This is a genomic window from Marinicauda salina, assembly GCF_003122085.1.
GTDB lineage: Bacteria > Pseudomonadota > Alphaproteobacteria > Caulobacterales > Maricaulaceae > Maricicauda_A > Maricicauda_A salina.
On sequence record NZ_QEXV01000004.1, the window covers coordinates 111,914 to 132,340 of the forward strand.

The 20,427-nt window shown below is 69.5% G+C and carries 24 protein-coding genes; 18 read left to right on the forward strand and 6 right to left on the reverse strand.

The annotated features are described in order from the left end of the window. Positions 1-3 precede the first annotated feature (3 nt). The 14 genes from DDZ18_RS09815 to DDZ18_RS09880 all read left to right on the forward strand — a co-directional run bounded on the left by DDZ18_RS09815 (position 4) and on the right by DDZ18_RS09880 (position 11,330). The gene (locus tag DDZ18_RS09815; RefSeq protein WP_109253216.1) at positions 4-1,113 is read left to right on the forward strand and encodes a DUF2336 domain-containing protein; all 1,110 of its coding nucleotides are present in this window, start codon (positions 4-6) and stop codon (positions 1,111-1,113) included. Positions 1,114-1,210: 97 nt separating this feature from the next. Further along, positions 1,211-2,191 (forward strand): sodium-dependent bicarbonate transport family permease, encoded by a 981-nt coding sequence (locus DDZ18_RS09820; RefSeq protein ID WP_109253380.1) that lies wholly within the window; start codon positions 1,211-1,213, stop codon positions 2,189-2,191. A gap of 4 nt (positions 2,192-2,195) precedes the next feature. Next, positions 2,196-2,504 carry a DUF190 domain-containing protein gene (locus tag DDZ18_RS09825; RefSeq protein WP_158272125.1) on the forward strand — a complete coding sequence of 103 codons (309 nt, stop codon included), beginning with the start codon at positions 2,196-2,198 and terminating at the stop codon, positions 2,502-2,504. Positions 2,505-2,621: 117 nt separating this feature from the next. After that, the gene (locus DDZ18_RS09830; protein ID WP_109253218.1) at positions 2,622-3,122 is read left to right on the forward strand and encodes a Na+/H+ antiporter subunit E; all 501 of its coding nucleotides are present in this window, start codon (positions 2,622-2,624) and stop codon (positions 3,120-3,122) included. Beyond that, positions 3,119-3,442, forward strand: coding sequence for a monovalent cation/H+ antiporter complex subunit F (locus tag DDZ18_RS09835; RefSeq protein WP_109253219.1), 324 nt, complete (start codon positions 3,119-3,121; stop codon positions 3,440-3,442). The genes DDZ18_RS09830 and DDZ18_RS09835 overlap by 4 nt, the downstream gene beginning before the upstream one ends. Further along, the gene (mnhG, locus tag DDZ18_RS09840) at positions 3,439-3,795 is read left to right on the forward strand and encodes a monovalent cation/H(+) antiporter subunit G (protein WP_109253220.1); all 357 of its coding nucleotides are present in this window, start codon (positions 3,439-3,441) and stop codon (positions 3,793-3,795) included. The genes DDZ18_RS09835 and mnhG overlap by 4 nt, the downstream gene beginning before the upstream one ends. Continuing rightward, a complete protein-coding gene (locus tag DDZ18_RS09845; RefSeq protein ID WP_109253221.1) occupies positions 3,792-4,355 on the forward strand; it encodes a DUF4040 domain-containing protein in 564 nt (187 codons plus the stop codon). Before mnhG ends, DDZ18_RS09845 begins: the two co-directional genes overlap by 4 nt. Beyond that, positions 4,352-4,795, forward strand: a complete 444-nt coding sequence (locus DDZ18_RS09850) for a Na(+)/H(+) antiporter subunit B (RefSeq protein WP_109253222.1) — start codon at positions 4,352-4,354, stop codon at positions 4,793-4,795. Before DDZ18_RS09845 ends, DDZ18_RS09850 begins: the two co-directional genes overlap by 4 nt. A gap of 2 nt (positions 4,796-4,797) precedes the next feature. Beyond that, positions 4,798-5,202, forward strand: a complete 405-nt coding sequence (locus tag DDZ18_RS09855) for a cation:proton antiporter subunit C (protein WP_109253223.1) — start codon at positions 4,798-4,800, stop codon at positions 5,200-5,202. Between the two features lie 3 nt (positions 5,203-5,205). Further along, positions 5,206-6,726 (forward strand): monovalent cation/H+ antiporter subunit D family protein, encoded by a 1,521-nt coding sequence (locus DDZ18_RS09860; RefSeq protein WP_109253224.1) that lies wholly within the window; start codon positions 5,206-5,208, stop codon positions 6,724-6,726. Then, positions 6,723-8,195, forward strand: a complete 1,473-nt coding sequence (locus DDZ18_RS09865; protein ID WP_109253225.1) for a proton-conducting transporter transmembrane domain-containing protein — start codon at positions 6,723-6,725, stop codon at positions 8,193-8,195. The genes DDZ18_RS09860 and DDZ18_RS09865 overlap by 4 nt, the downstream gene beginning before the upstream one ends. Further along, positions 8,192-8,497, forward strand: coding sequence for a hypothetical protein (locus tag DDZ18_RS09870; protein ID WP_109253226.1), 306 nt, complete (start codon positions 8,192-8,194; stop codon positions 8,495-8,497). The genes DDZ18_RS09865 and DDZ18_RS09870 overlap by 4 nt, the downstream gene beginning before the upstream one ends. After that, positions 8,490-10,214, forward strand: a complete 1,725-nt coding sequence (locus tag DDZ18_RS09875; RefSeq protein WP_109253227.1) for a Na(+)/H(+) antiporter subunit D — start codon at positions 8,490-8,492, stop codon at positions 10,212-10,214. Before DDZ18_RS09870 ends, DDZ18_RS09875 begins: the two co-directional genes overlap by 8 nt. 129 nt (positions 10,215-10,343) lie before the next feature. Further along, positions 10,344-11,330: an IS1595 family transposase gene (locus DDZ18_RS09880; protein ID WP_109253228.1), complete on the forward strand. Its 987-nt coding sequence runs from the start codon at positions 10,344-10,346 to the stop codon at positions 11,328-11,330. Between the two features lie 479 nt (positions 11,331-11,809). Here the strand turns inward: DDZ18_RS09880 and DDZ18_RS14245 are convergent, their stop codons facing one another. Beyond that, positions 11,810-11,944 (reverse strand): hypothetical protein, encoded by a 135-nt coding sequence (locus DDZ18_RS14245; RefSeq protein WP_269845072.1) that lies wholly within the window; start codon positions 11,942-11,944, stop codon positions 11,810-11,812. On the opposite strand from DDZ18_RS14245, the gene DDZ18_RS13770 reads away from it, so the two are divergent. The 3 genes from DDZ18_RS13770 to DDZ18_RS09895 all read left to right on the forward strand — a co-directional run bounded on the left by DDZ18_RS13770 (position 11,943) and on the right by DDZ18_RS09895 (position 13,832). Beyond that, complete coding sequence (locus tag DDZ18_RS13770) at positions 11,943-12,461, forward strand: hypothetical protein (RefSeq protein WP_146190655.1); 519 nt, start codon at positions 11,943-11,945, stop codon at positions 12,459-12,461. The two genes, DDZ18_RS14245 and DDZ18_RS13770, sit on opposite strands and share 2 nt — an antisense overlap. A gap of 262 nt (positions 12,462-12,723) precedes the next feature. After that, the gene (locus DDZ18_RS09890) at positions 12,724-13,068 is read left to right on the forward strand and encodes a helix-turn-helix domain-containing protein (protein WP_109253230.1); all 345 of its coding nucleotides are present in this window, start codon (positions 12,724-12,726) and stop codon (positions 13,066-13,068) included. Continuing rightward, entirely contained in the window at positions 13,026-13,832 is an 807-nt protein-coding gene (locus DDZ18_RS09895) for a DUF6456 domain-containing protein (RefSeq protein WP_109253231.1), read from the forward strand. The genes DDZ18_RS09890 and DDZ18_RS09895 overlap by 43 nt, the downstream gene beginning before the upstream one ends. Here DDZ18_RS09895 and DDZ18_RS09900 read toward each other — a convergent pair whose 3' ends face one another. The 3 genes from DDZ18_RS09900 to DDZ18_RS09910 form a co-directional block, all read right to left on the reverse strand. Further along, on the reverse strand, positions 13,833-14,258 hold the full coding sequence (locus DDZ18_RS09900) for a SufE family protein (RefSeq protein WP_109253232.1): 426 nt from the start codon (positions 14,256-14,258) through the stop codon (positions 13,833-13,835). Between the two features lie 39 nt (positions 14,259-14,297). Continuing rightward, on the reverse strand, positions 14,298-14,597 hold the full coding sequence (locus DDZ18_RS09905; RefSeq protein ID WP_109253233.1) for a hypothetical protein: 300 nt from the start codon (positions 14,595-14,597) through the stop codon (positions 14,298-14,300). 219 nt (positions 14,598-14,816) lie between these two features. After that, complete coding sequence (locus DDZ18_RS09910) at positions 14,817-16,052, reverse strand: ICP22 family protein (RefSeq protein WP_109253234.1); 1,236 nt, start codon at positions 16,050-16,052, stop codon at positions 14,817-14,819. Positions 16,053-16,222: 170 nt separating this feature from the next. On the opposite strand from DDZ18_RS09910, the gene DDZ18_RS09915 reads away from it, so the two are divergent. Then, positions 16,223-17,965, forward strand: a complete 1,743-nt coding sequence (locus DDZ18_RS09915) for a sensor histidine kinase (RefSeq protein WP_109253235.1) — start codon at positions 16,223-16,225, stop codon at positions 17,963-17,965. A 4-nt stretch (positions 17,966-17,969) separates the two neighbouring features. Here the strand turns inward: DDZ18_RS09915 and DDZ18_RS09920 are convergent, their stop codons facing one another. Continuing rightward, positions 17,970-18,827, reverse strand: a complete 858-nt coding sequence (locus tag DDZ18_RS09920; RefSeq protein ID WP_109253236.1) for a hypothetical protein — start codon at positions 18,825-18,827, stop codon at positions 17,970-17,972. Between the two features lie 11 nt (positions 18,828-18,838). Continuing rightward, positions 18,839-20,401 carry a hypothetical protein gene (locus DDZ18_RS09925; protein WP_109253237.1) on the reverse strand — a complete coding sequence of 521 codons (1,563 nt, stop codon included), beginning with the start codon at positions 20,399-20,401 and terminating at the stop codon, positions 18,839-18,841. Between the last annotated feature and the right edge of the window lie 26 nt (positions 20,402-20,427).

Genomic DNA, 20,427 nt, shown 5'->3' on the forward strand with positions numbered 1-20,427 from the left:
GATATGGCTGACTATCTCACACAGGCTGCTCCAAGGCCGATGCGCGCCGACGACGTCGCGCACGGCGGCGCGCGCCAGCTGCTCACGCGCCGGCTCGCCGACATCGTGTGCCTGCCGTCGAGCCGCGTGACTCCCCAGGAGCGCTGGATGGTCGCCGACGTGCTCGAGGAGCTCCTGCGCAACGCCGAGCCCGATCTCCGCGCCAAGGTGGCGCGCCGCCTCGCCGAGCAGGCCGAGGCGCCGCTGGGCCTGCTGCGCCGGCTCGCGCTCGACGCCTACGAGATCGCCGCGCCGATCCTGCAGCGTTCCCAGGCGCTCAGCGATTTCGACATGGTCGACATCGCCGAACGCGGCGATCACGAGCATCGCATCGCCCTGGCGCGCCGCGAGACCGTGACCGAGACGGTGTGCGGCGCGCTCGCCTCGACGGGCGACGAGGTCGTCATCGCCGCGCTGCTCAGGAACGAGGGCGCCGCGCTCGCGCCCCAGACGATCGACCAGCTCGCGACCATCGCGTCGCACAACACCGATATCTGCCGGCTCCTGATCCGGCGCCGCGAGACGCGGCCGCACCAGGCCTTCTCGCTGTTCTGGGAGTGCGACCACGATCTGCGCCGCATGATCCTGGAGCGCTTCTCGGCGGGGCGCTCGATCCTGCAGGAAGCCGCCGCCGACGTGTTCCCGCTCGCGGCGAAGGAGGCCGTCCCCGACGCCGCCGTGGCCGCGGCGCTGACCTATATCGACCGGCGCCAGCGCGATCGCGGCGCCAACGACGAATCGCCTCTGGGCGGGCTGGAGGGGGTCGTCGAGATCGCCGGCCGCAAGGGCTTCGACGACGCGCTGCGCAGGGAAGCCGCCCGCGTCACCAATATCGAGCCCGACCTGCTCGACCGCATCATCGACGATTTCAGCGGCGAGCCGGCCGCCGTGCTGGCCAAGGCGACAGGGTTGTCGCGCAAGCATTTCGAACTGCTGCTGGACGGCTGCCCGCACATCGAGACCGATGCCGCCCGCGAGAACGTCACCCTGGTCTTCGACACGCTGTCGGTCGACAAGGCCCAGACCGTGCTGCGCTACTGGAACTGGGGGCATGCGCGCGTCGACAACGCGTAGGCCCGCCCGGTTTTCCTTGCGCTGACAAGGCGGGCGCCCTACCCATCACCGAAAATCCTGTGCGGCCAATAAGTCCGTAATCGATAAGGGGTTTTTGGTGACAGATATTTTCGCGCTCGCCGCCGCCAACCTGACATCGCCCGCCGTGCTGTTCTTCGCGCTCGGCGTGTTCGCCGGCGTGGCGCGGTCGGATCTCAACGTGCCCGAGGCCGTGGCGCGAGGGCTCGCCCTCTATCTGATGCTCGCGATCGGCTTCAAGGGCGGGGTGGCCGTCTCCCAGCAGGGGCTGACCGTCGAGCTGCTGCTCGCCGCGCTGGCGGGCGTCGTGCTGAGCTTCGCCATGCCGGTGATCGCGTTCGCGCTGCTGCGCGCCTTCACCCGGCTCGACCGGGCGACCGCAGCGGCCTCGGCGGCGCATTACGGCTCGATCTCGGTGGTGACCTTCGTGGCCGGATCGGAATTCCTGCAGATGTCGGGCATGGTCGCGTCGGGCCACATGGTCGCCGTGCTGGCGCTGATGGAGACGCCCGCGATCCTCACCGGGCTCATGCTCGCCGGCCGCGCCGCGGACGGCCCGGATGCGCGCACGCGCTCGGAGCTGCTCCGCGAGGTGCTGCTCAACGGTTCGGTGGTGCTGCTGATGGGCAGTTTCGCCATCGGCTGGATCTCCGGCGAGCCGGGCATGGCGCGCCTCGATCCGTTCGTGAACGGGCTGTTCCAGGGCGTGCTCGCGCTGTTCCTGCTCGACATGGGCCTGGTCGCCGCGCGCCGGCTCTCGGGCGCGCGCAAGCTCGGCTTCGCCGGCGGCGTGTTCGGGATCGTGATGCCGCTCATCGGGGCGGGCCTCGCCCTGGCGACGGCCGCGCTGATCGCGATGAGCCCGGCCGACGCCGCCGCGCTGATGATCCTGGCCGCCTCGGCGAGTTATATCGCCGTGCCCGCGGCGATGCGCATCGCGCTGCCGCAGGCCGATCCCAGCGTGTATCTGACGCTTTCGCTGGCGATCACCTTCCCGTTCAATCTCGCCGTGGGCATCCCGCTGTATGCGGCGGCGGCCCGGCTGGCGCTCGGAGGCTGAGGCGATGGCGCGACCGACCCGGAAAAAGCTGGTGGCGATCGTCGAGTCGCCGCATCTCGCCCGGTTGCTGGCCCTGCTCGAGGAGGCCGGCGCGACCGGCTTCACGGTCCTCGACGGCCGCGAGGGCCGGGGTCTCGAGGGCGAGTGGCGCCGCAACGACGTGGTCGGCGCGGTCGAGAAGAAGGTCGTCATCGCGATCACCAACGCCGAGACCGCCGAGGCCGTGCTGACCGCCGCCGAGGGCTTCTTCGCCCGCTATCCCGGCATCATCTACGCCCACGATGTCGAGGTGGTCCGCGGCGAGCGGTTCTGAGGCGGCCGGGTGCACATTCTCTGCACGGCGCGCCCGGTTTCACTGGAAATCCCGCGCCGGGTCTCCTAGAAACCCGCGCAATCAGAAGACCGATCGAGTCTCCCGGGGAGGAAGGCCGTGGGCCGCAACGTGCTATACGGGCTGCTGCTGACGCTGGCGCTTGTGCTGACGTGGCTGCTGCTCTCGGGCTACTGGCAGAAGCCCCTGCTGCTCGGCTTCGGCGCCTTCGCCGTCATCGCCGCGCTCGGGCTGACCATCCGCCTGGGCCTGCTGTCGCGCGATTCCGTGCCGTTCATGCATCCGGTGCGCTTCGTGCGCTACTGGGCGTGGCTCGGCGGCGAGATCGTCAAGGCGAACGTCTATGTCGTGAAGCAGAGCATGAAGCCCGATCTCGACATCCAGCCGACGATGACGCGCGTTCGGGTGACGTCGCCGAACGATCTGGCGCGAGCGACCTTCGCCAACTCGATCACGCTGACCCCGGGCACGGTGACCGTCGAAGTCGAGGAGACGGGCTTTCTCGTCCACGCGCTCACCGGCGAGCTGGCCGACCCGGAAGCCTTCCGCGACATGGAGCGCCACGTGCTCAAGGCCGCGATCGGAGGCCGGGCGGCATGATCGATCACGTGTTCGATTTCATCATCGCGATGGCGCTGGCCGGCTCGATGGCGCTGATGCTCGCGCGTCTCTTCCTCGGGCCCACGCTCTATGACCGCGTGCTGGCGCTGAACTCCTTCGGCACCAAGACGGTGCTTTTCCTGGCCGTGTTCTCGCTGATGGTCGGGCGCGGCGACGGCGTCGATATCGCCTTGCTCTACGCGCTCATCAACTTCATCGCGACGATCGCGATCCTGAAATTCTTCCGCTACCGCTCGCTGGAGATCGCGCTGTCGCAGATGGCGCTGAGGCGCGCGCTCGACCAGGACGACGAGTCATGACCGGCGCGGAGATGATCGAGATCGCCCAGACGCTGGTTTCGGCGGCGCTGCTGATCACCGGCACGGTGTTCGTTCTGGCCGGCGCGATCGGCGTCAATCGCCTGCCCGAGTTCTACTCGCGCATGCACGCCGCCGGCGTCACCGACACGCTCGGCGCGGAGCTCATCGTGCTCGGCCTGGTGGTGCAGGCGGGCTTCACGCTGCTCTCGGCCAAGCTCCTGCTGCTCGGCCTGTTCGTCTTCCTGACCAGCCCGACGGCGACGCATGCGGTGGCCAACGCCGCGTTCAAAGCCGGGCTGAAGCCGATGACGACGCGCTTCCGGCCCGGCGGCGACAAGGAGGGCGAGGGATGAGCGAGATCGATCTCACCCAGTTCTTCGACTACGTCTTCATGGCGATGCTGCTCGCCGTCGGCGTTGCGGTGGTGAGGCTGCGCAGCCTGTTCGCCGTGGCGATGCTGACCGGCGTCTACTCGCTGATCTCGGCGGCCTGGTTCCTGTCGCTCGACGCCGTCGACGTCGCCTTCACAGAGGCCGCCGTCGGGGCGGGCATCTCCACCGTGCTGCTGCTCGGCGCGATGCTGCTGACCGCGCGGGAATGCGACCCCGTTCCGATCACGCGCCACTGGGCGGCGTTCGCCGTCGTCGCCGCGACCGGGGCGGCGCTGTTCTACGCGCTCGGCGACATGCCGGTCTATGGCGACCCGAACTCGCCGGCCAACACCTATGTCGGCGCGGAGTACATGGCGCGCACGCCCGAGGACATCGCCATACCGAACGTGGTCACCGCCGTGCTGGCCAGCTATCGCGGCTTCGACACGATGGGCGAGGTGTTCGTGGTGTTCGCCGCCGGCGTCGGCGTGGCCCTGCTGCTCGGCTTTGACAGCAAGAAGCGCAAGGGGGACCGGTCGTGAATCCGCATCTCGTCCTGCGCGTCGTCGCGCAGCTGCTGATCCCGTTCATCGTCGTCTACGGCTTCTACGTCCATTTCCACGGCGAGTACTCGCCGGGCGGCGGATTCCAGGCCGGCGTCATCCTCGCCGCGGCGGTGATCCTGTACGCGCTCATCTACGGCATGGACGCGGCCAAGCGCGCCATTCCGCCCGCCGTGGCGCGGGTGGGCATGGCGCTGGGCGCGATGATCTACGCCGGGGTCGGATTCGCCACGCTGCTGATGGGCGGGGAGTTTCTCGACTACGACGTGCTCCACCCCGACCACGCCCATCACACCGGCCAGCACATGGGCATCATCCTGGTCGAGGTCGGCGTGCTGGTGACCGTGACGAGCGTGATGCTGGCGATCTTCTACGCCTTCGCCGGGCGCACGCCCGACATCCCCGAGGAGGAGTGGTGACGATGCTCGAGATCCTCGCGGAACGCTTCAACTACGCCGTCATCATCGTGCTGATGATGGTCGGACTGTACGCCGTCATGGCCTCGGCCAACCTGGTCAAGCGCATGGTGGGCCTGAGCGTGTTCCAGACCTCCGTCTTCCTGCTCTACGTCTCGATCGGCAAGGTGTTCGGCGGCGAGCCGCCGATCTTTCCCGGCGACGCCTATTACGGCGACAAGGTCGATGCCTCGGTGGTCTACGCGAACCCGCTGCCGCACGTGCTGATCCTCACCGCCATCGTGGTGGGCGTGGCGACGCTCGCCGTCGGGCTCGCCCTGGTCGTCAGGATCCGCGAAGCCTACGGCACGATCGAGGACGCCGCGCTGTCGGAAGCCGACTATTCGCTCGAAGTCGAGAAGGGCTTCTAGGCGATGATGTCAGGCACTCTTCCCGAGGCGCTCGCCGCGCACGCGCCGGTCCTTCCCGCGGCCGTGCCGCTGCTCGCCGCCACGATCGTCGCGGCGATCCCCAACGGCCGTTTCGCCTGGGGCGTCGCGCTCGCCGCGGTCGCCTTCGCGTTCGCGTGCGCGCTGGAGCTCATCCTCGCCACCCAGGGCGCGGGTGTGATCAGCTACGAGCTCGGCGGCTGGGCGCCGCCGCTGGGCATCGAGTTCCGCGTCGACTCGCTCAACGCCGCCATCGCGCTGCTGATCGGGGTGATGGGCGTGCTCGCGCTCGTCTACGCGCTGCCCAGCGTCGCCGACGAGATCAGCGCCGACAAGCGCGGCCTGTTCTACGCCGCCTTCCTGATCTGCTTTTCGGGGCTGTCGGGCGTGGCGCTCACCGGCGACGCCTTCAACCTGTTCGTCTTCCTCGAGATCTCCTCGATCGCGACCTATTCGCTGGTCGCCATGGGCCACCAGAACGACCGGCGCGCGCTGACGGCGTCGTTCAACTATCTCGTCATGGGCACGATCGGGGCGACCTTCTACGTCATCGGGGTGGGCTTCCTGTACATGGCGACCGGCACGCTCAACATGGCCGACATCGCCGTGCGCGTGGCCGAGCTGAGCGATCATCGCGTCGTCGAGATCGCCTTCGCCTTCATCCTGGTCGGCATCGGGCTCAAGGCCGCGCTGTTCCCGCTGCATCTCTGGCTGCCGAACGCCTACGCCTTCGCGCCCAACGTGGTGACGATCTTCCTGGCCTCGACGGCCACCAAGGTCGCCTTCTACGTCATCATCCGCTTCGCCTTCGACGTCTTCGACCCGACCTCGAGCTTCGTGCTGGCGAGCCTGGCCTGGGTGGTCACGCCGCTGGCGATCGTGGGCATGATCGCGGCCTCGACGCAGGCGATCTTCCAGGTCGATGCGCGGCGATTGCTCGCCTACTCCTCGGTCGCCCAGGTCGGCTACATGATGCTCGGCCTCGGCGTCGGCACGACGGCCGGGGTCTCGGCGGGCGTGCTGCACCTGATGAACCACGCATTGATGAAGGGCGCGCTGTTCATGGCGCTGGGTGGCTTCGCGCTGACCTACGGCGCGCGCCGGATCAATGATTTCCGCGGGCTCGGCCACACCATGCCGCTGACGGCCTCGGCCTTCACCATCGGCGGGCTGTCGCTGATCGGCGTGCCGTTCACCGTCGGCTTCATCTCGAAATTCTATCTCGTCCAGGCCGCCCTCGACCGCGGCTGGTGGTGGGCGGTCGCCGCCGTGCTGGTCTCCTCGGTGCTGGCGGTGTTCTACGTCTACCGCCTGCTCTCGGTGATGTGGGTGCGTCCCGCGCCCGACACGCACGGCGCGACGATCCGGCGTCTGCCGGTGATCATGGCCGCGCCCTTGTGGATCCTCGCGCTGGCCAATCTCTACTTCGGCGTCAACGCCGACCTGCTGGTCGGCTTCGCCGAGCGCGCGGCGACCGCGGCGATCACGGGAGGAGCGGGCTCGTGACCTGGACTCCGGAACTCGCCCTCGGCCTGGCTCTCGCCCTGCCGCTGCTCGGCGGCGTGGGCGTGCTGGCGTTCGGCGGCCAGCCCAACCTGCGCGAGGCCGCCACGCTCGTCTCGGCGATCGCGCTGGCCGTCGTCGTGGCCTATCTCGTCGAGATCGCGCCGACCCACCCGACGATCACGCTGGCCGAGTTCGCGCCCGGCCTGACGCTGACCTTCACGCTGGAGCCGCTCGGCGCGGTGTTCGCGATGGTGGCGAGCGGGTTGTGGATCGTGAACTCGCTGTTCTCGATCGGCTACATGCGCGGCAATAACGAGAAGGACCAGACGCGCTTCTACCTGTGCTTCACCATCGCCATCGCCTCGGCGATGGGCATCGCGCTGGCGGGCAATCTGCTCACCCTGTTCTTCTTCTACGAGGCGCTCACCCTGTCGACCTATCCCCTGGTCGCGCACAAGGGCGACGAGAAAGCGCGCAAGGGCGCGAGCATCTATCTGGGCATCCTGCTGGCGACCTCGATCGGCCTGCTTCTGCCGGCGGTCTTCGCGGTCTGGCACTTCGCGGGCACGACCGACTTCACCGCCGGCGGCGTGCTCGGCGACGCGGTCTCGATCACGACCGGCGGCGTGCTGCTCTTCCTGTTCGCCTTCGGCATCGGCAAGGCCGCGCTCATGCCGATCCATCCCTGGCTGCCCAACGCCATGGTCGCGCCCACCCCGGTCTCGGCGCTGCTGCATGCGGTCGCCGTCGTGAAGGCGGGCGTGTTCACCATGCTCAAGGTGACGACCTACATCTTCGGCGCGGAGTTCATGCGCGCCCTGCCGGCGGCCGACTGGATCGCCTGGATCGCCGGCGCCTCGATCCTGCTGGCCTCGCTGATCGCGATGACCAAGGACAATCTCAAGGCCCGGCTCGCCTATTCGACGGTGAGCCAGCTGTCCTACATCACGTTGGGCGCGATGCTCGCCAGCCCCGCGGCGATGCTCGGCGGCGCGCTGCAGATCGTCATGCACGCCTTCGGCAAGATCACGCTCTTCATGGGCGCCGGCGCCATCTACACCGGCGCCAAGAAATCCGAGATCAGCCAGCTCGACGGGCTCGGCCGCTACATGCCGGTGACCTTCGTCGCCTTCGGCATCGGGGCGCTGTCGATCATCGGCGTGCCGCCCTTCGGCGGGGTGTGGCCCAAGATCTTCCTGATGGAGGGTGCGGCGGCGTCCGGCCAGCCCTGGCTGATCGCGGTGCTGATCGGCTCGACCCTGCTCAATATCGGCTATCTCCTGCCGATCGTGCTGCGCGGCCTGCTGCGGCCCGCGCCCGAGCCGTGCCCGGTCAAGCCCGGCGGCCCGCCCGCGCTGGTCTATATCGCCCCGGCGATCACGGCGGCGGGGACGATCGTCCTGTTCTTCCTCGTCGGGCCGATCATCGACTATCTCAGCCCGGTCTTCACAACGGAGATGCAGCCATGAGCGGCGCGCCCGACCCGAAGCGCGACGACGTGCACCCGTTCGCGCGGCCCTTCCTCTGGCTCGACAAGCCCTGGGCCCGGCGCGCGCCGCTATACATCTTCGGCGCGCTCGCCGCGATCGGCCTGGTGATGGAGTACCTCGTCCCGCGCCACGCCGTCGGCAAGTGGGAGCAGGTCTTCGGCTTCTACGAGATCGAGGGCTTCTTCGGCTTCTGCCTGGCCGTTCTGGCCGGCTGGCCGCTGCGCTGGCTGCTGGCGCGTCCCGCGGACTACTGGGAGCGGGGAGGCGACGACGATGCTTGACGCCTTCTCCGCCCTGCCGCTGATCTCGCCGGCCTGGCCGATCCTCATCGCCGGGCTGATCGCGCTGCTCTCGCCTTCGCACCACGTGCGCAAGGGGCTGATGCTCGCCGGCCCGCTGGCGGCGATGGCGTTCTGGTTCGCGCCGGTCGAGCCGGGCGTCTACGGCGTCATCGAGGTCGCCGGCCAGCGGCTCGAGACCTTCCGCTACGACGCGCTCTCGCGGGTCTGGGCGCTGATCTTCATCGTGGTCGCGTTCCTCAACGGGATCTACGCGCTCCACGAGCGCAATCGCGTCTCCGACGCCAGCGCGCTGCTCTACGCCGGCGCCGGCGTGGGCGCGGTGTTCGCCGGGGATTTCCTGACGCTGTTCTTCTTCTGGGAGCTCACCGCGATCGCGTCGGCCCCGCTCATCTTCGCCTCGGGCACGCCCGCGGCGTATCGCGCGGGCCTGCGCTATCTCGCCATCCAGGTGCTGTCGGGCGTGCTGCTGCTCGGCGGCGCGGCGATGTTCGCCCAGGCGAGCGGGAGCTGGGGCTTCAACGATATCGGGCTCGATAGCCCGGCCGGCGTCGTCATCTTCTTCGCCTTCGGCATCAAGGCGGCCTTCCCGCTGCTGCACAACTGGCTGCAGGACGCCTATCCCAAGGCGACGGCGACGGGCGCGGTCGTGCTGTCAGCGTTCACGACGAAGCTCGCCATCTACGCGCTGGCGCGGGGCTACGCCGGGACCGAGATCCTGGTCTGGATCGGCGCGATCATGACGGCCTTCCCGGTCTTCTACGCCGTCATCGAGAACGATCTCCGGCGCGTGCTGGCCTACTCGCTCAACAACCAGCTGGGCTTCATGGTGGCGGGCATCGGCGTGGGCACCGAGCTCGCGCTCAACGGCGCGGCCGCCCACGCCTTCGTGCACATCATCTACAAGGCGCTCTTGTTCATGAGCATGGGCGCGGTGCTGCACCGCGTCGGCACCGTGAAGGCCAACGAGCTCGGCGGGCTCTACAAGTCGATGCCGATCACCGCGGTGTTCTGCCTGATCGGGGCGGCCTCGATCTCGGCCTTCCCGCTGTTCTCGGGCTTCGTCGCCAAGGCGCTCACCATCTCGGCGGTGCTGAAGGAAGGCTACGGCATCCCCTTCATCATCCTGGTCTTCGCCTCGGCGGGCGTGCTCGAGCACTCGGGCATCAAGATCCCGTACTTCACCTTCTTCGCCCATGACAGCGGCAAGCGGGTGAAGGAGGCGCCGACGAACATGCTCGTCGCCATGGGGATCGCGGCCTTCCTGTGCATCTATCTCGGGGTCAATTACGGCGCGCTCTATGCGCTTCTGCCGTTCCCGGTCGACTACGCGCCCTACACCTACGACCACGTCGTCGGGCAGATGCAGCTCCTGCTGGCGGCGCTGTTCGCCTTCGCGCTGCTGGTGCGGCTGCGGCTCTACCCGGTGGAGAAGGACCTGACGATCCTCGACACCGACTGGGTCTATCGCCGCTTCGGCGACGGCGTCGTGCGCTGGGGCGCGGCGATGCTCGAGCGCCTGGTCGCGGCGACCCAGCGCCTGATCGGCGGGATCGGCAAGCATTTCGGCGGACGCCTGTTCAACCTGTTCAGCCCCGCCGGCGCGCTGTCGAAGGATTTCCCGTCGGGCCTGATGGCGCTGTGGACGGCGATCATGCTCGCCGCGGTGCTGCTGGTCGCCTACTTCTCCTCGGCCTGATCCCCGCCTGCATCGCGGTCCGGCCCCGCGCAGCTTGACCATTCGAGCCCACAACAGGAATATAATCCCAATTATATACTTGACTGAACGCTCGGCGTTTGGGAGGATGGGCGCGTAGGGAGATTCGCTATGGCCTTCAACCTCACTGATCCGATCTTTCACGACGAAGACGCCGCGCGCGCTCACCTTGAAGCGCTGCGCTGGCCGAACGGTCCCGTCTGCCCTTATTGCGGCGAGACGGAAAAGGTGAAAGCCCTCGGCGGCAAGTCCATGGGGCCGGGCTGGCATCACTGCGGCGCGTGCCGCAAGAAGTTCACCGTGCGCGTCGGCACCGTCTACGAGCGTTCCAAGGTTCCGCTTCACAAGTGGCTGCTGGCGACGCAGATGATGGCGTCGTCCAAGAAAGGCGTCTCCGCTCACCAGCTTCACCGCACACTCGGCGTCACCTATAAGACCGCCTGGTTCATGGCGCATCGCATCCGCGAAGCCATGCGCGAAGACTTGCCCGAAGGCGGCATGGGCGGGTCCGGTCCGGTCGAGGCGGACGAAACCTATTTCGGCTCGGTCGAGAACAAGCGCACGACCCGCACGTCAGGCCAGAAGTTCATCCACTCCAAGCAAGGCCGCGGCCCGGCGAACAAGCGCTGCGTCATCGCACTGGTCGAGCGCGGCGGCACGGCCCGCACTTTCCACGTTCCGCAGGCGACCAAGGAAATCGTCGGCGCGATCCTGTTTCAGAACGTCCGCCGCGAGGCGAAACTCTATACCGACGAGTCCAAGCTCTATCACCTACCCGGCAAGCAGTACGCCGAGCATTCCATGGTGAAGCACTCAGTCGGCGAGTACGCGCGCGGCCCGGTGCATACGAACACGGTCGAAGGCTACTTCTCGATCTTCAAGCGAGGCATGAAGGGCATCTATCAGCATTGCGCGGAGAAGCACCTGCACCGCTACCTCGCCGAATACGACTTCCGCTATAACCACCGCACCGCGCTCGGCGTGAACGATGAAGAACGCCGCGACGCCATCGTGCGCGGAGGTGAGGGCAAGCGCCTCACCTATCGGCGGACTGCTACTTTCCACCGTCCCGCCGGTGAGGGGCTTGGAATTTGTTAAGTTCCGTAAGCGCTAGACTCGCCCATGCGTTGCGATAAACTCCCGCTCGCCTAAAGCGAGATGGGAGGGCCAAATGGCCTACCGAAAGCGCAACGACAGCGACACGTGGCACTGGTGCCGGAATTGCTCCAACTGGCCGACTTCCGGGTATACGGAGAAGCCGTCCAAACCCAGCTCCGGCGAGCTGTGCAATGAGTGTCAGGGCAAGGACAAGAACGGCGACTGCCGCCGCTAGTCCGCAGCCCACTCAGGGCGGAAGCAAAACGCCGCCCGATCCCCTGCGAAATACAGCGCGGTGAGAGAGGCGGCGTACAGCACGCCCCTCTCTCGCGCAAACTCATCGAAGCAGTGAAGGCACACGACACGGCTTTGCAGTGTGAGCGGGACAATGCGCGCCCATAGCTCATCGGGTATCGTGTAGTCGAACTTATCGGGCCTGCCGCACGCCTTGCATGTCTGACGCTGCGAGACGGGGACCATTAGTCGCCGTCCTCTTTCTTGGGCGGCTTTTTCTTGCCATCGTGCGGCTTCGGCGGCGTTTCCAGCATCCGCTTTAGAGCGCGGTCGCGGATGCGCTGGGCTTCCTTCTCTGATCGCTTGTCATCGGGTTTCATGATGGATGACCACACAGACCAACTAGCCGACGCCTTACACATTGAGCTGGGCCGGTGCATAACTCAATGGGCCAAGGTTGAGCATCACCTCTGCATTCTATTCGTCGTTTTAATGCGTAGTGAAGATGATAACCGATCATTTTGGACCTTTTGGGCCGTCTCCTCCTTCAAGGGAAAACTCGATATGACCGCCGCCGCAGCCCACAGGGCATTCGCCAATAATCCCGAACTCATGAGTGAATGGAACGCCTGTAAGAATAAGCTCGGCAAGATAAGTTTGAAACGGAATGAGCTTGCACACGCCTCTATTAGTTGTGGAAAGAGAGGGATTGGCGAAGAGCGGGAAACGTTCGCCGAGCTAATTCCATATGGAGGCAAGAACACGCTGCCTGTTATGGCCGGCGACGTTCATGCGCTCACCATCAAAGACCTAAAACAGCGCCTAATCGGCTTCAAAATCGCTGCGGATCGAGTCTTCTGTATGCTGGCGCGCGCCAACCAGTACCTTAACCAGTAGCTCCCTCACGCAAAACCGAAGCTGATCGAATCCGATTGAGCGGTCATACTCGTCTATGTACCCCGAATCAGAAAGTCTGCGCGCGAAACGATCCACCAGCTCATCGGTGAGCGGCGTCTCCGGGATAACAAGCGCTGGCCTGTCTTGCGTATGGTGCGAATTGGTCATCGTTCAGTCAAGTATATAATTGGGAATATAATCCTCGCAATCTGCGATCCTTCCTATCATCGCCTTCGACACGAACGGCGAACGGGGAAAAACGATGACGCGCGAGGATGCCAGAGACGCCATGGACCGGGCGCGGGCGAGGCTGGCCCGGGAGGCCGCGGCCTACGCCTTCGGGGTGGACGCCGCCGAGATCGCCGCGCCGACGCGGCGCTCGGCGCGGACCGCGCTCGCCCGCCAGGTGGCGATGTATCTCACCCACGTGGCCTTCGAGCTGAGCCTGTCGCGGACCGCGCTCGCCTTCGGGCGCGACCGGACGACGGCGGCCTATGCCTGCCACCGCATCGAGGACCGCCGCGACGACGCCGCGTTCGACGCGCTGCTGGACGATCTCGAGGCGTGCCTGAGAAGCGCGCCGACGCCGGATCGGGCCGCGGCGTGAGCGCGGGCTGGCTGAAGCGCCTCGCCAGGCCCGGCCGGGTGCTGGCGCCGTTGCCGGGCGGGCGGACAGGGTTCGGCGTCTACGCTGGCGCCGATCGCCGCCGCCGGCCCTTCGCGACGGTCTCGCGGACCCGCGTCGAACAGGCGGTCTCCGACGGGCTGATCGAGCCGGCGGGGCAGGGCGCCTACGTCCTCGCCGAGGCCGGCCTGGCCCGGCTCAGGCGCGCCGAGGCCCCGGCCGGCGAAGGCTTCGCCGCGCAACACCGCCGCATGGGCCGGCGCGAGGTGATCGACGAGGCCGGAAGGCTGAACGCCGTGCGCGCCGATCTCGACAGCGTCTCGCCGGTCGCCCGCTATGCGCGGGCCCAGGGCGATGTCCCTCCGTTGCTGGATCCCGTCCACGTCACGGCCGCCGAGACGCTGGCGCGCGATTACGAGCGCTCGGCGCTGAGGAGCCGGGTGACCAGCGACTGGACCGCGCCGCCGCAGGCGAAGACCCGCGGCGCGCCGCGCGATCCCGCCGATCTGCCGGCCTCGCGGCTCGACGCGCGGGCGCGGGTGATGGACGCGCTGGCCGCCGCCGGGCCCGGGCTCGACCGGCTGCTCGTCGACGTCGTTCTGAGGGAGACGGGGATGAGCGCCGCCGAGCGCGATCTCGGCTGGCCCGCCCGCGCCGGGGCGCCGGCGCTGCGCCTGGCGCTGGAGCGCGTGGCCGTCCACTACCGGCTCAAGGCGCCGGCGAAGACGGCCGATCCGTTTTCTTGATCAGGCCGCCGCGCGGGCCTCGGCCTCGGCGCGGATGCGCGCGACCATCGAGGCCAGGCCGTTGGAGCGCTGCGGCGAGAGATGCTCGGCCAGGCCGATGCGCGAAAGCACGTCCTTCGGATCGATCGACAGCGCTTCTTCGGGCGAGCGGTCGGTGTAGAGCCGGGCTAGCAGGGCGACCAGGCCCTTCACGATATGGGCGTCGGAATCGCCGCGCACGCGGAGCCGGCCGCCGTCGGCGTCGTCGAGCACGAGCCAGACCTGGCTCACGCAGCCCTTCACCTTGTTGGCGTCGGAGTGCTCGCCTTCGCGCAGCGGCTCGAGATCGCCACCGAGATCGATGAGATAGCGGTAGCGCTGCTCCCAGTCGTCCAGGAGATCGAACTCGTCGACGAGGGCGTCGATATCGGATTGGACGTCGCTCATGCCCGTCAGGTAGAGGCGCGAGCGCGCAGCGGCAAGGGTTCAGGCGCCGGCGTCCCGGGTCCGTGTCTCCAGAAGGCGCTGGGCGCGCTCGGCGGCGACCCCGCCCACGGTTTCGGCCAGCAGCCCCGCCTCGGCGGCCGCCGCGCAGACTTCGGCGTGCTCGGCGCAGAAGCCGGCGTCAGGCTCGCGCGACGTCTCGGTCATGCGGTCGGGAATGGAGACCGAGGCGACGCGACGAGCCTGTTCGGCGAAGGCGCCGTCGGGGGCGGCGTGGAAGCCCGCCGGGGTGAAGGCGGCGACGACCGCGATCCAGAAAATCGCCCGGAAAATGAAGACCATGCCCGCCTCGTGTCCGCGCCGCTTGCGACGACGGACTGGAGGCTAGGCGAGCCGCCGGTCTCGCTCCAGCGAAAGCCCGGCGGCTGGTGAATGCGGATTTAACGCTGGGCGCGACTGGAGCCGGATGGCTTCGCGGGGAAGCGGTCCGGCTCCGGTTTCAGCTTGAGCGGTCGCGTAATCGAACCGGTGAACCGGTCCCCGCCTCACCGGATCACGCGCCTAGTTCGACATCGCCTGGGTTTCGGGCCCGGCGATCGCGCGCGTCGCGGTCAGGCAGTTGGCGACGTCGGCGAGCGCGTGCTCGGCGATGCAGAACGAGTCCTCGTACTTGAAATGGCCCGCGGCGACGCACTGGGCGAGGTCGAGCCGCGCCCAGGCGATGCAGCGCTCCACGCCGGGATCCGACAGCAGGGCGTCCATCGCCGACATGTCGCCGGCCTCGATGGATTCCAGCGCGGCCACGGCGAGGATGCGGCCGACTCGGCGCTCGTCGGGCTGGAGCTGCTGCTCGCCGACATTGAGCTGGAGCTGGGGCAGCACGACCGGGCCGTCGGGACCGGCGTCGGCGCGGCCCTCGAACAGGGCGGCGGCCGAGCCGAGCGGACGATCGGGCGCGGCTTCGGCCTCCGACAGGCGGAAGCGGACCTCGAGCCGGTCCGAGGCGCTCTCGATGGCGCTCAGACGCTCCTGGCGGTCGCGCGCGCGGCGCTGCGCCCAGGCCTCGGTCTGGAGATTGTAGGCCGCCTGGCGGTAGCGCTGGGCGACGTCGTTGATCTCGGCGACGTCCTCGCCGAGCGCGTCGACGACGGAGTCCGTCGCCATGTCGGCGCCGCGGAAGCCGGTGACGTAGGCCGGATCGTTGAGCAGGCCCGACGCGGCGGCGTCGTAGCCGTAATAGTCGACGACCGAGCGCACGGAATCGATGAATTCGGGATGCTGGGCGGCGACCAGCGCGGCGTAGGCGATCTGGGCGTCGGCGAGCCGGTCGTCGCCGTAATAGGCCGCGAGCGCGTCCATCGTCGCGTCCAGGTCGTCGCCGGAGAGAAGCTCGCGGCGGCCGGCCTCGTCGACATCGGCGTGATAGGAGGCGTAGGTCTCGGCGTTCTCGATCAGGGGCGCGTGCTCGCCGTCTGCGCCGAGCGCCAGCATCGGGCCGGCGGGCGGCTCGTCGGTCGAGGCGGGCTCTTCATCCGGCTCGGATCGCGCGCTGCGGCCCTCGCCGCCGGGCGCCTCGCCTTCGGGGGCGCCGGACGATCCGGCCTGGCTTCCGCCGGGCTCGGGGCTCTCGCTCTCGGGAACGTCGGAGGTCTCGGCCGCGCTCTCGTCGGCTTCCGGGGTTTCGCCTTGCGAGCGCTCGATGGAGGGGGCGGGGGTCATGCCGTCCTCCTGCTGGGCGTCGCCTCCCGACTGGAGGGCGATGGCGAGCGCCGCCGCGGAGATCCATGCTTCGATCATGCCGACCTGTCCTCGTTTGCTGAGAGCTCGAGTTTGCCCGCCCGCACTATGCCCGGGAACCACGATCCGGTCCAAAGGTCACTACAGCGTTTAACGGGGATTCAATAATTGTTAACGGCGTGCGCCGACGGTGCGATCGACCTTCAACGTGCTGAGTCGGGGACGCCGTCATGGCCCATTTCGCGCCGGGGTTCCGCAGGCTGGTCGATCGCAGCGCCGGCCGGCTTGTTCACCTTCTATGGCTGGCCGGAACGCTCAGCGCAGCGATCGGCGCGGGCGCGCTCCAGGAACAGTCGCTCGCGGCCGTCGCCGGCTGGTCGGCGGTGATCCTGCCGGGCGCTGTCGGGATCGCGCTTGCGGGGCGGACCCTGATGCGCCGCGATGCGGCGCGATTCGCGCTCACGCTCGCCTGGACGGCGCCGGCGATCGCCGCCTCGGCCGTGTTCGGCGGCGCGTTGTCGCCGGCCGCGCCGCTCTTCCTGGCCGGGCCCGCGGCGATGGCCGCCAGCGCCGGCGTCGCCGAGGTGCGAGTCTCCGCTGTCATCAGCGCGACCTGCTTCCTGCTGCTCGCCGCGGCGTCCTGGTTCGGTCCCGCCGGGGTCGGCGCCGGATCGGCGCTGATCGCTGGCGCCGGTCCGATCGTGCTCTATAGCGGTTTCCTGGCCGCCTGCGCGCTGGTCGCGGGCTGGCGCGGAACGGGGCGGTTGAACGCGGCGCGGACGACGGTTCGCCGCCTCACGCCGGCCGCCGAGGCGCTCGAGCACGCCCCGGCGCCGCTGATCGCATGCACCCGCGACGGCGAGATCGCCGCGGCGTCGCGTTCGCTGCGCCGGCTCATCCCCGGCGCGCCGCGCAATCTCGCCGGCCTGCCGCTGTCGGCGTTCGCGATCGACGAGACCGAGGCCGGTCTCGTCCGGGCCGGACTGGACTCCGCCGGCGGCGGGGGCTCGGTCGACGGCGGCGCCTTCAGCTTCCGCGTGCGCGGGGCCGACGGCGAACCGGTGGCGCTCGACGCCCGCGCCGCGACGGCCGGCGCCGGGCTGGTCGTCCATATCGACCGCGACGGCGCGGCTCGCGCCCGTCTCGAGGCCGAGCGCGACGAGGCGCTCGCCTCCAGCCGGGCCAAGTCCGAATTCCTCGCCTCGGTGAGCCACGAGCTGCGCACCCCGCTCAATGCGATCATCGGGTTCTCGGAGGTGATGAGCCAGCGCCTGTTCGGGCCGCTGCCGGCGCGCTACGCCGAGTACGCCGACCTCATCCACGAGAGCGGCCGCCATCTGCTCGACCTGATCGGCGACGTCCTCGACATGTCGAAGATCGAGGCCGACAAGTACGAGATCGCCCCCGAGCGCTTCGACGCCCGCGACGTTGTCGAGACCTGCGCCCAGATGGTGCGGCTGCGCGCCGAGGACCGCTGTCTCGTGCTGACCACCGACATCGGCGACGCCGCCCTCGAGGTCGAGGCCGATCGCAAGGCGGTGCGCCAGATCCTGCTCAACCTCCTGTCCAATGCGATCAAGTTCACGCCCGAGGGCGGCGCCGTGGCGGTGATGGCCCGCGTGCAGGGCGCCGATCTCGTGCTCGCCGTCGGCGACAGCGGTGTGGGCATCGAGCCCGAGGCGCTCGCGCGCATCGGCGATCCCTACGCGCAGGCGCGCTCGGCGCGCGAGAGCGCCGAGCGCGGCACCGGCCTCGGCCTGTCCCTGGTGCGGTCGCTGGCCGGGATGCACGGCGGCGAGATGAGCGTTCAGAGCGCGCCGGGCGAAGGCACGACCGTCACGGTGCGCCTGCCCGTCGTCGCCGAAGCCGAGATTGCGCCGATCCGACCGCTCGAGGTGCACGAGCGCATCCGCATGGCCCAGGAGGCCGGCCGGGACATCGCCTCCGGCGACGACGCCCAGCTCGCGTCCTGAAGTCTCAGCGTTCGGCGATGACGAAATCGAGCGCGGCGCGCAGCGCGCCGACCTCGAGCCAGGCGGTGCGATAGGTCCGCCCGTTCCCGTCCTTCAGCTCGATGCGCACGCCTTCGCGCGGCGCCAGCCGGGCGATGCGCGCGAGCGTGTCCGGGGGGAAGGCCAGCGCGAAGTCCGCCGTTTCGCCGTCGGCGCCGGCGGCGGGCTTGACGCGGCCGGCCGACCAGATGCGGGTCTCGGCGTCGCCCGGCGGGCCCCAGTGCGAAAGCGGATCGCCGACGGTTTCGATGAGGCCCCCGGCGGTGGCGTCGACGGGCGCGGCGGCGCGACCGGGGTCGCGCATGACCAGCACGGCGGCGGCCGGCGCGGCGTCGCCCGAGCCCTCCAGCACGACGGCGGGCTGGCCGTCCTCGGATCGCCAGCCGAAGCGCAGCGCCCCGAATTCCTGGCGCACCGGCCAGCCGTCGCCGTGGGCGGCCAGGCGGGCCGCGTTCCAGCTGCGGCGCCGGCCGCGGAACTCGAGCGCGTAGAGATGATCGTAAGCCCCGAGGCGGGCCTCGACGCCCTCGGCGAGCCGATGCACCAGCTCGGACTCGCAATCGAGCAGGGCCCGGTCGGCGCGGGCCCGCGCGATCGCCGCGTCAATGCGGCCGGGGTCCATGCCGGCGCCTTCGAGATCGTCGCGGATCTGGCGCAGGCCGGCCTCGAGCGCGCTCCGGCGCGCCGGCGAGAACAGGGCGCACGCCTCGTCGGCGGCCAGCGCCCGGGCGTGATCGGCCAGCGCGTCGCCGACGAGGCCGCGCGACGTCTCCGGCGCGGCGTTCGACAGGGTGAGAAAGGCGGCGAGGAGCGCAGGCGTCATGCCCGCCAGTATCAGGGCGTGCGCCTTGACGCCTGGTTTACGACGCCGCCGGTGAGCAGGAGCAGGACCGACAGCGAGAACGCGCCGAGCGCCAGCCAGCGATCATGGGCGCGCATGAACTCGACGACGCGCTCGCGGCTGAACATCGGCTGGGCGCCCGGGCCGAACGGCGTCACCATGGCGGTGTCCCAGAGCGCGGCGCTTCCGCGCAGGTCGCTCCACAAGGCCGACCGGGCGAGGCGGCGGGCGGCGCGGGCGAAGTCGGCGCCGCGCGGCGAGGTGATCAGCACGATCGTCCGTCCCGATCCGTCCTCGTACATGCCGGCCACGCCGGTGACCGGCGCCAGCCCGTTCGTCTCCTCGGCGGCGAACGCGGTCGATCCGCGGAAGCGGCGCTCGCGCGGGGCGCGGGAGGCGGCGGCGTCGGCGGCGGCGCGCAACTCGGCGGGCGCGCGGGAGAAGAGCCGCGAGTCCATGTGCTCCTCGGGGCCCAGCACCATGATGTCGTGTCCGTCGGGGGCGGCGCGGGCGTCGTCGCCGAACCAGCCGTAGATCCAGGCCGACCCGGACGCGAGCGCGGCGCGCGCGACGACGGTCAGCGCGGCGGCGCGCTCCTCGGGCGTCTCCGTGGCGAACACGACGGCGGCCCGGCCGCCCTGGTCGGCGCCGAACGGCGCGCCGCCTGCGGCCAGCGCCGACAGGCCGGAGTCGCCGCTCGCGCCCGCGCCCTCGCGCGTCAGGCGCGGCGCGTTGAGCGCGTGGGAGGCGTTGAACGCCTGGTCCTGGCCGATGAAGGAGCGGGCGGCGAACAGGCGCGCGGCGGCGACCAGCGCGGTGCGGTCGCCGGCGGCGAGCCGGATATGGGTCGGATCGGCGAGCGTGACCGACGCCGGCACCGGCGCGATCTCGGCGCTGACCACGAGCTCGGCGATCTCGGGTTCGCTCACGAGGATCGGCGCCTCGCCCATGCGCAGGGCGAGCGCCTGGGCGGCGAGCGCGGCGACGGTCGGCTGCTCGGGGCCCGCGGCGTCGGTCGCGAGATGGATGCGGCGCGGCGCGGCGAAATCGGCGCCGAGCGCGCGCTCGGCGGCGTCCAGGCTTTCATAGCCGTCGGCCGGCGCGGCGGCGACGCGCAGGCGGCTCGCCTCGGCGTCGATCGTCCAGCCGTCGACGCCTTCGCCCTCGAAGCGGAGGGTGAGGGTGTTATCGCCGGCCTGGAGCGCGTCCGAATAGAGCGAGAAGCGCGCCTCGAAAGCCTCCGGACGCGGGCTCAGAATGACCGGCTGGGAGCGGTTGACCGTGACCGCGATGCGCCCGCCGGAGCGGTCGCTCCGGGGCCGCGCGGCGAGCACCAGCTCGATCGCCTCGGCCTCGGCGCCGGGCGCCAGCGAGAACGTGATGCGTGCGTCGTCGCGCGCGGCGTCCAGCGGAAACTCGTTGCCGACATCGACGAACCGGGACAGAACGTGCTCTTCAGAGCGGGCGGGACGATGGTCGGCCGAAGCCGCCCCCGCCGGAAGGAGGGCCCAGATAGCTGCTCCGACAAGGCTCAGCAGGCCAATTCGTATCGACATGAAACGCTCCCCTCGCTTAACACTCT

Bases quoted from the DNA above. Each gene is read 5' to 3' on its own strand.
- DDZ18_RS09815 (WP_109253216.1), top strand. From the start codon at position 4: ATGGCTGACTATCTCACACAGGCTGCTCCAAGGCCGATGCGCGCCGAC.
- DDZ18_RS09825 (WP_158272125.1), top strand. From the start codon at position 2,196: ATGGCGCGACCGACCCGGAAAAAGCTGGTGGCGATCGTCGAGTCGCCG.
- DDZ18_RS09835 (WP_109253219.1), top strand. From the start codon at position 3,119: ATGATCGATCACGTGTTCGATTTCATCATCGCGATGGCGCTGGCCGGC.
- mnhG (WP_109253220.1), top strand. From the start codon at position 3,439: ATGACCGGCGCGGAGATGATCGAGATCGCCCAGACGCTGGTTTCGGCG.
- DDZ18_RS09845 (WP_109253221.1), top strand. From the start codon at position 3,792: ATGAGCGAGATCGATCTCACCCAGTTCTTCGACTACGTCTTCATGGCG.
- DDZ18_RS09855 (WP_109253223.1), top strand. From the start codon at position 4,798: ATGCTCGAGATCCTCGCGGAACGCTTCAACTACGCCGTCATCATCGTG.
- DDZ18_RS09860 (WP_109253224.1), top strand. From the start codon at position 5,206: ATGATGTCAGGCACTCTTCCCGAGGCGCTCGCCGCGCACGCGCCGGTC.
- DDZ18_RS09870 (WP_109253226.1), top strand. From the start codon at position 8,192: ATGAGCGGCGCGCCCGACCCGAAGCGCGACGACGTGCACCCGTTCGCG.
- DDZ18_RS09875 (WP_109253227.1), top strand. From the start codon at position 8,490: ATGCTTGACGCCTTCTCCGCCCTGCCGCTGATCTCGCCGGCCTGGCCG.
- DDZ18_RS09880 (WP_109253228.1), top strand. From the start codon at position 10,344: ATGGCCTTCAACCTCACTGATCCGATCTTTCACGACGAAGACGCCGCG.
- DDZ18_RS13770 (WP_146190655.1), top strand. From the start codon at position 11,943: ATGATGGATGACCACACAGACCAACTAGCCGACGCCTTACACATTGAG.
- DDZ18_RS14245 (WP_269845072.1), bottom strand. From the start codon at position 11,944: ATGAAACCCGATGACAAGCGATCAGAGAAGGAAGCCCAGCGCATCCGC.
- DDZ18_RS09890 (WP_109253230.1), top strand. From the start codon at position 12,724: ATGACGCGCGAGGATGCCAGAGACGCCATGGACCGGGCGCGGGCGAGG.
- DDZ18_RS09900 (WP_109253232.1), bottom strand. From the start codon at position 14,258: ATGAGCGACGTCCAATCCGATATCGACGCCCTCGTCGACGAGTTCGAT.
- DDZ18_RS09905 (WP_109253233.1), bottom strand. From the start codon at position 14,597: ATGGTCTTCATTTTCCGGGCGATTTTCTGGATCGCGGTCGTCGCCGCC.
- DDZ18_RS09910 (WP_109253234.1), bottom strand. From the start codon at position 16,052: ATGATCGAAGCATGGATCTCCGCGGCGGCGCTCGCCATCGCCCTCCAG.
- DDZ18_RS09915 (WP_109253235.1), top strand. From the start codon at position 16,223: ATGGCCCATTTCGCGCCGGGGTTCCGCAGGCTGGTCGATCGCAGCGCC.
- DDZ18_RS09920 (WP_109253236.1), bottom strand. From the start codon at position 18,827: ATGACGCCTGCGCTCCTCGCCGCCTTTCTCACCCTGTCGAACGCCGCG.
- DDZ18_RS09925 (WP_109253237.1), bottom strand. From the start codon at position 20,401: ATGTCGATACGAATTGGCCTGCTGAGCCTTGTCGGAGCAGCTATCTGG.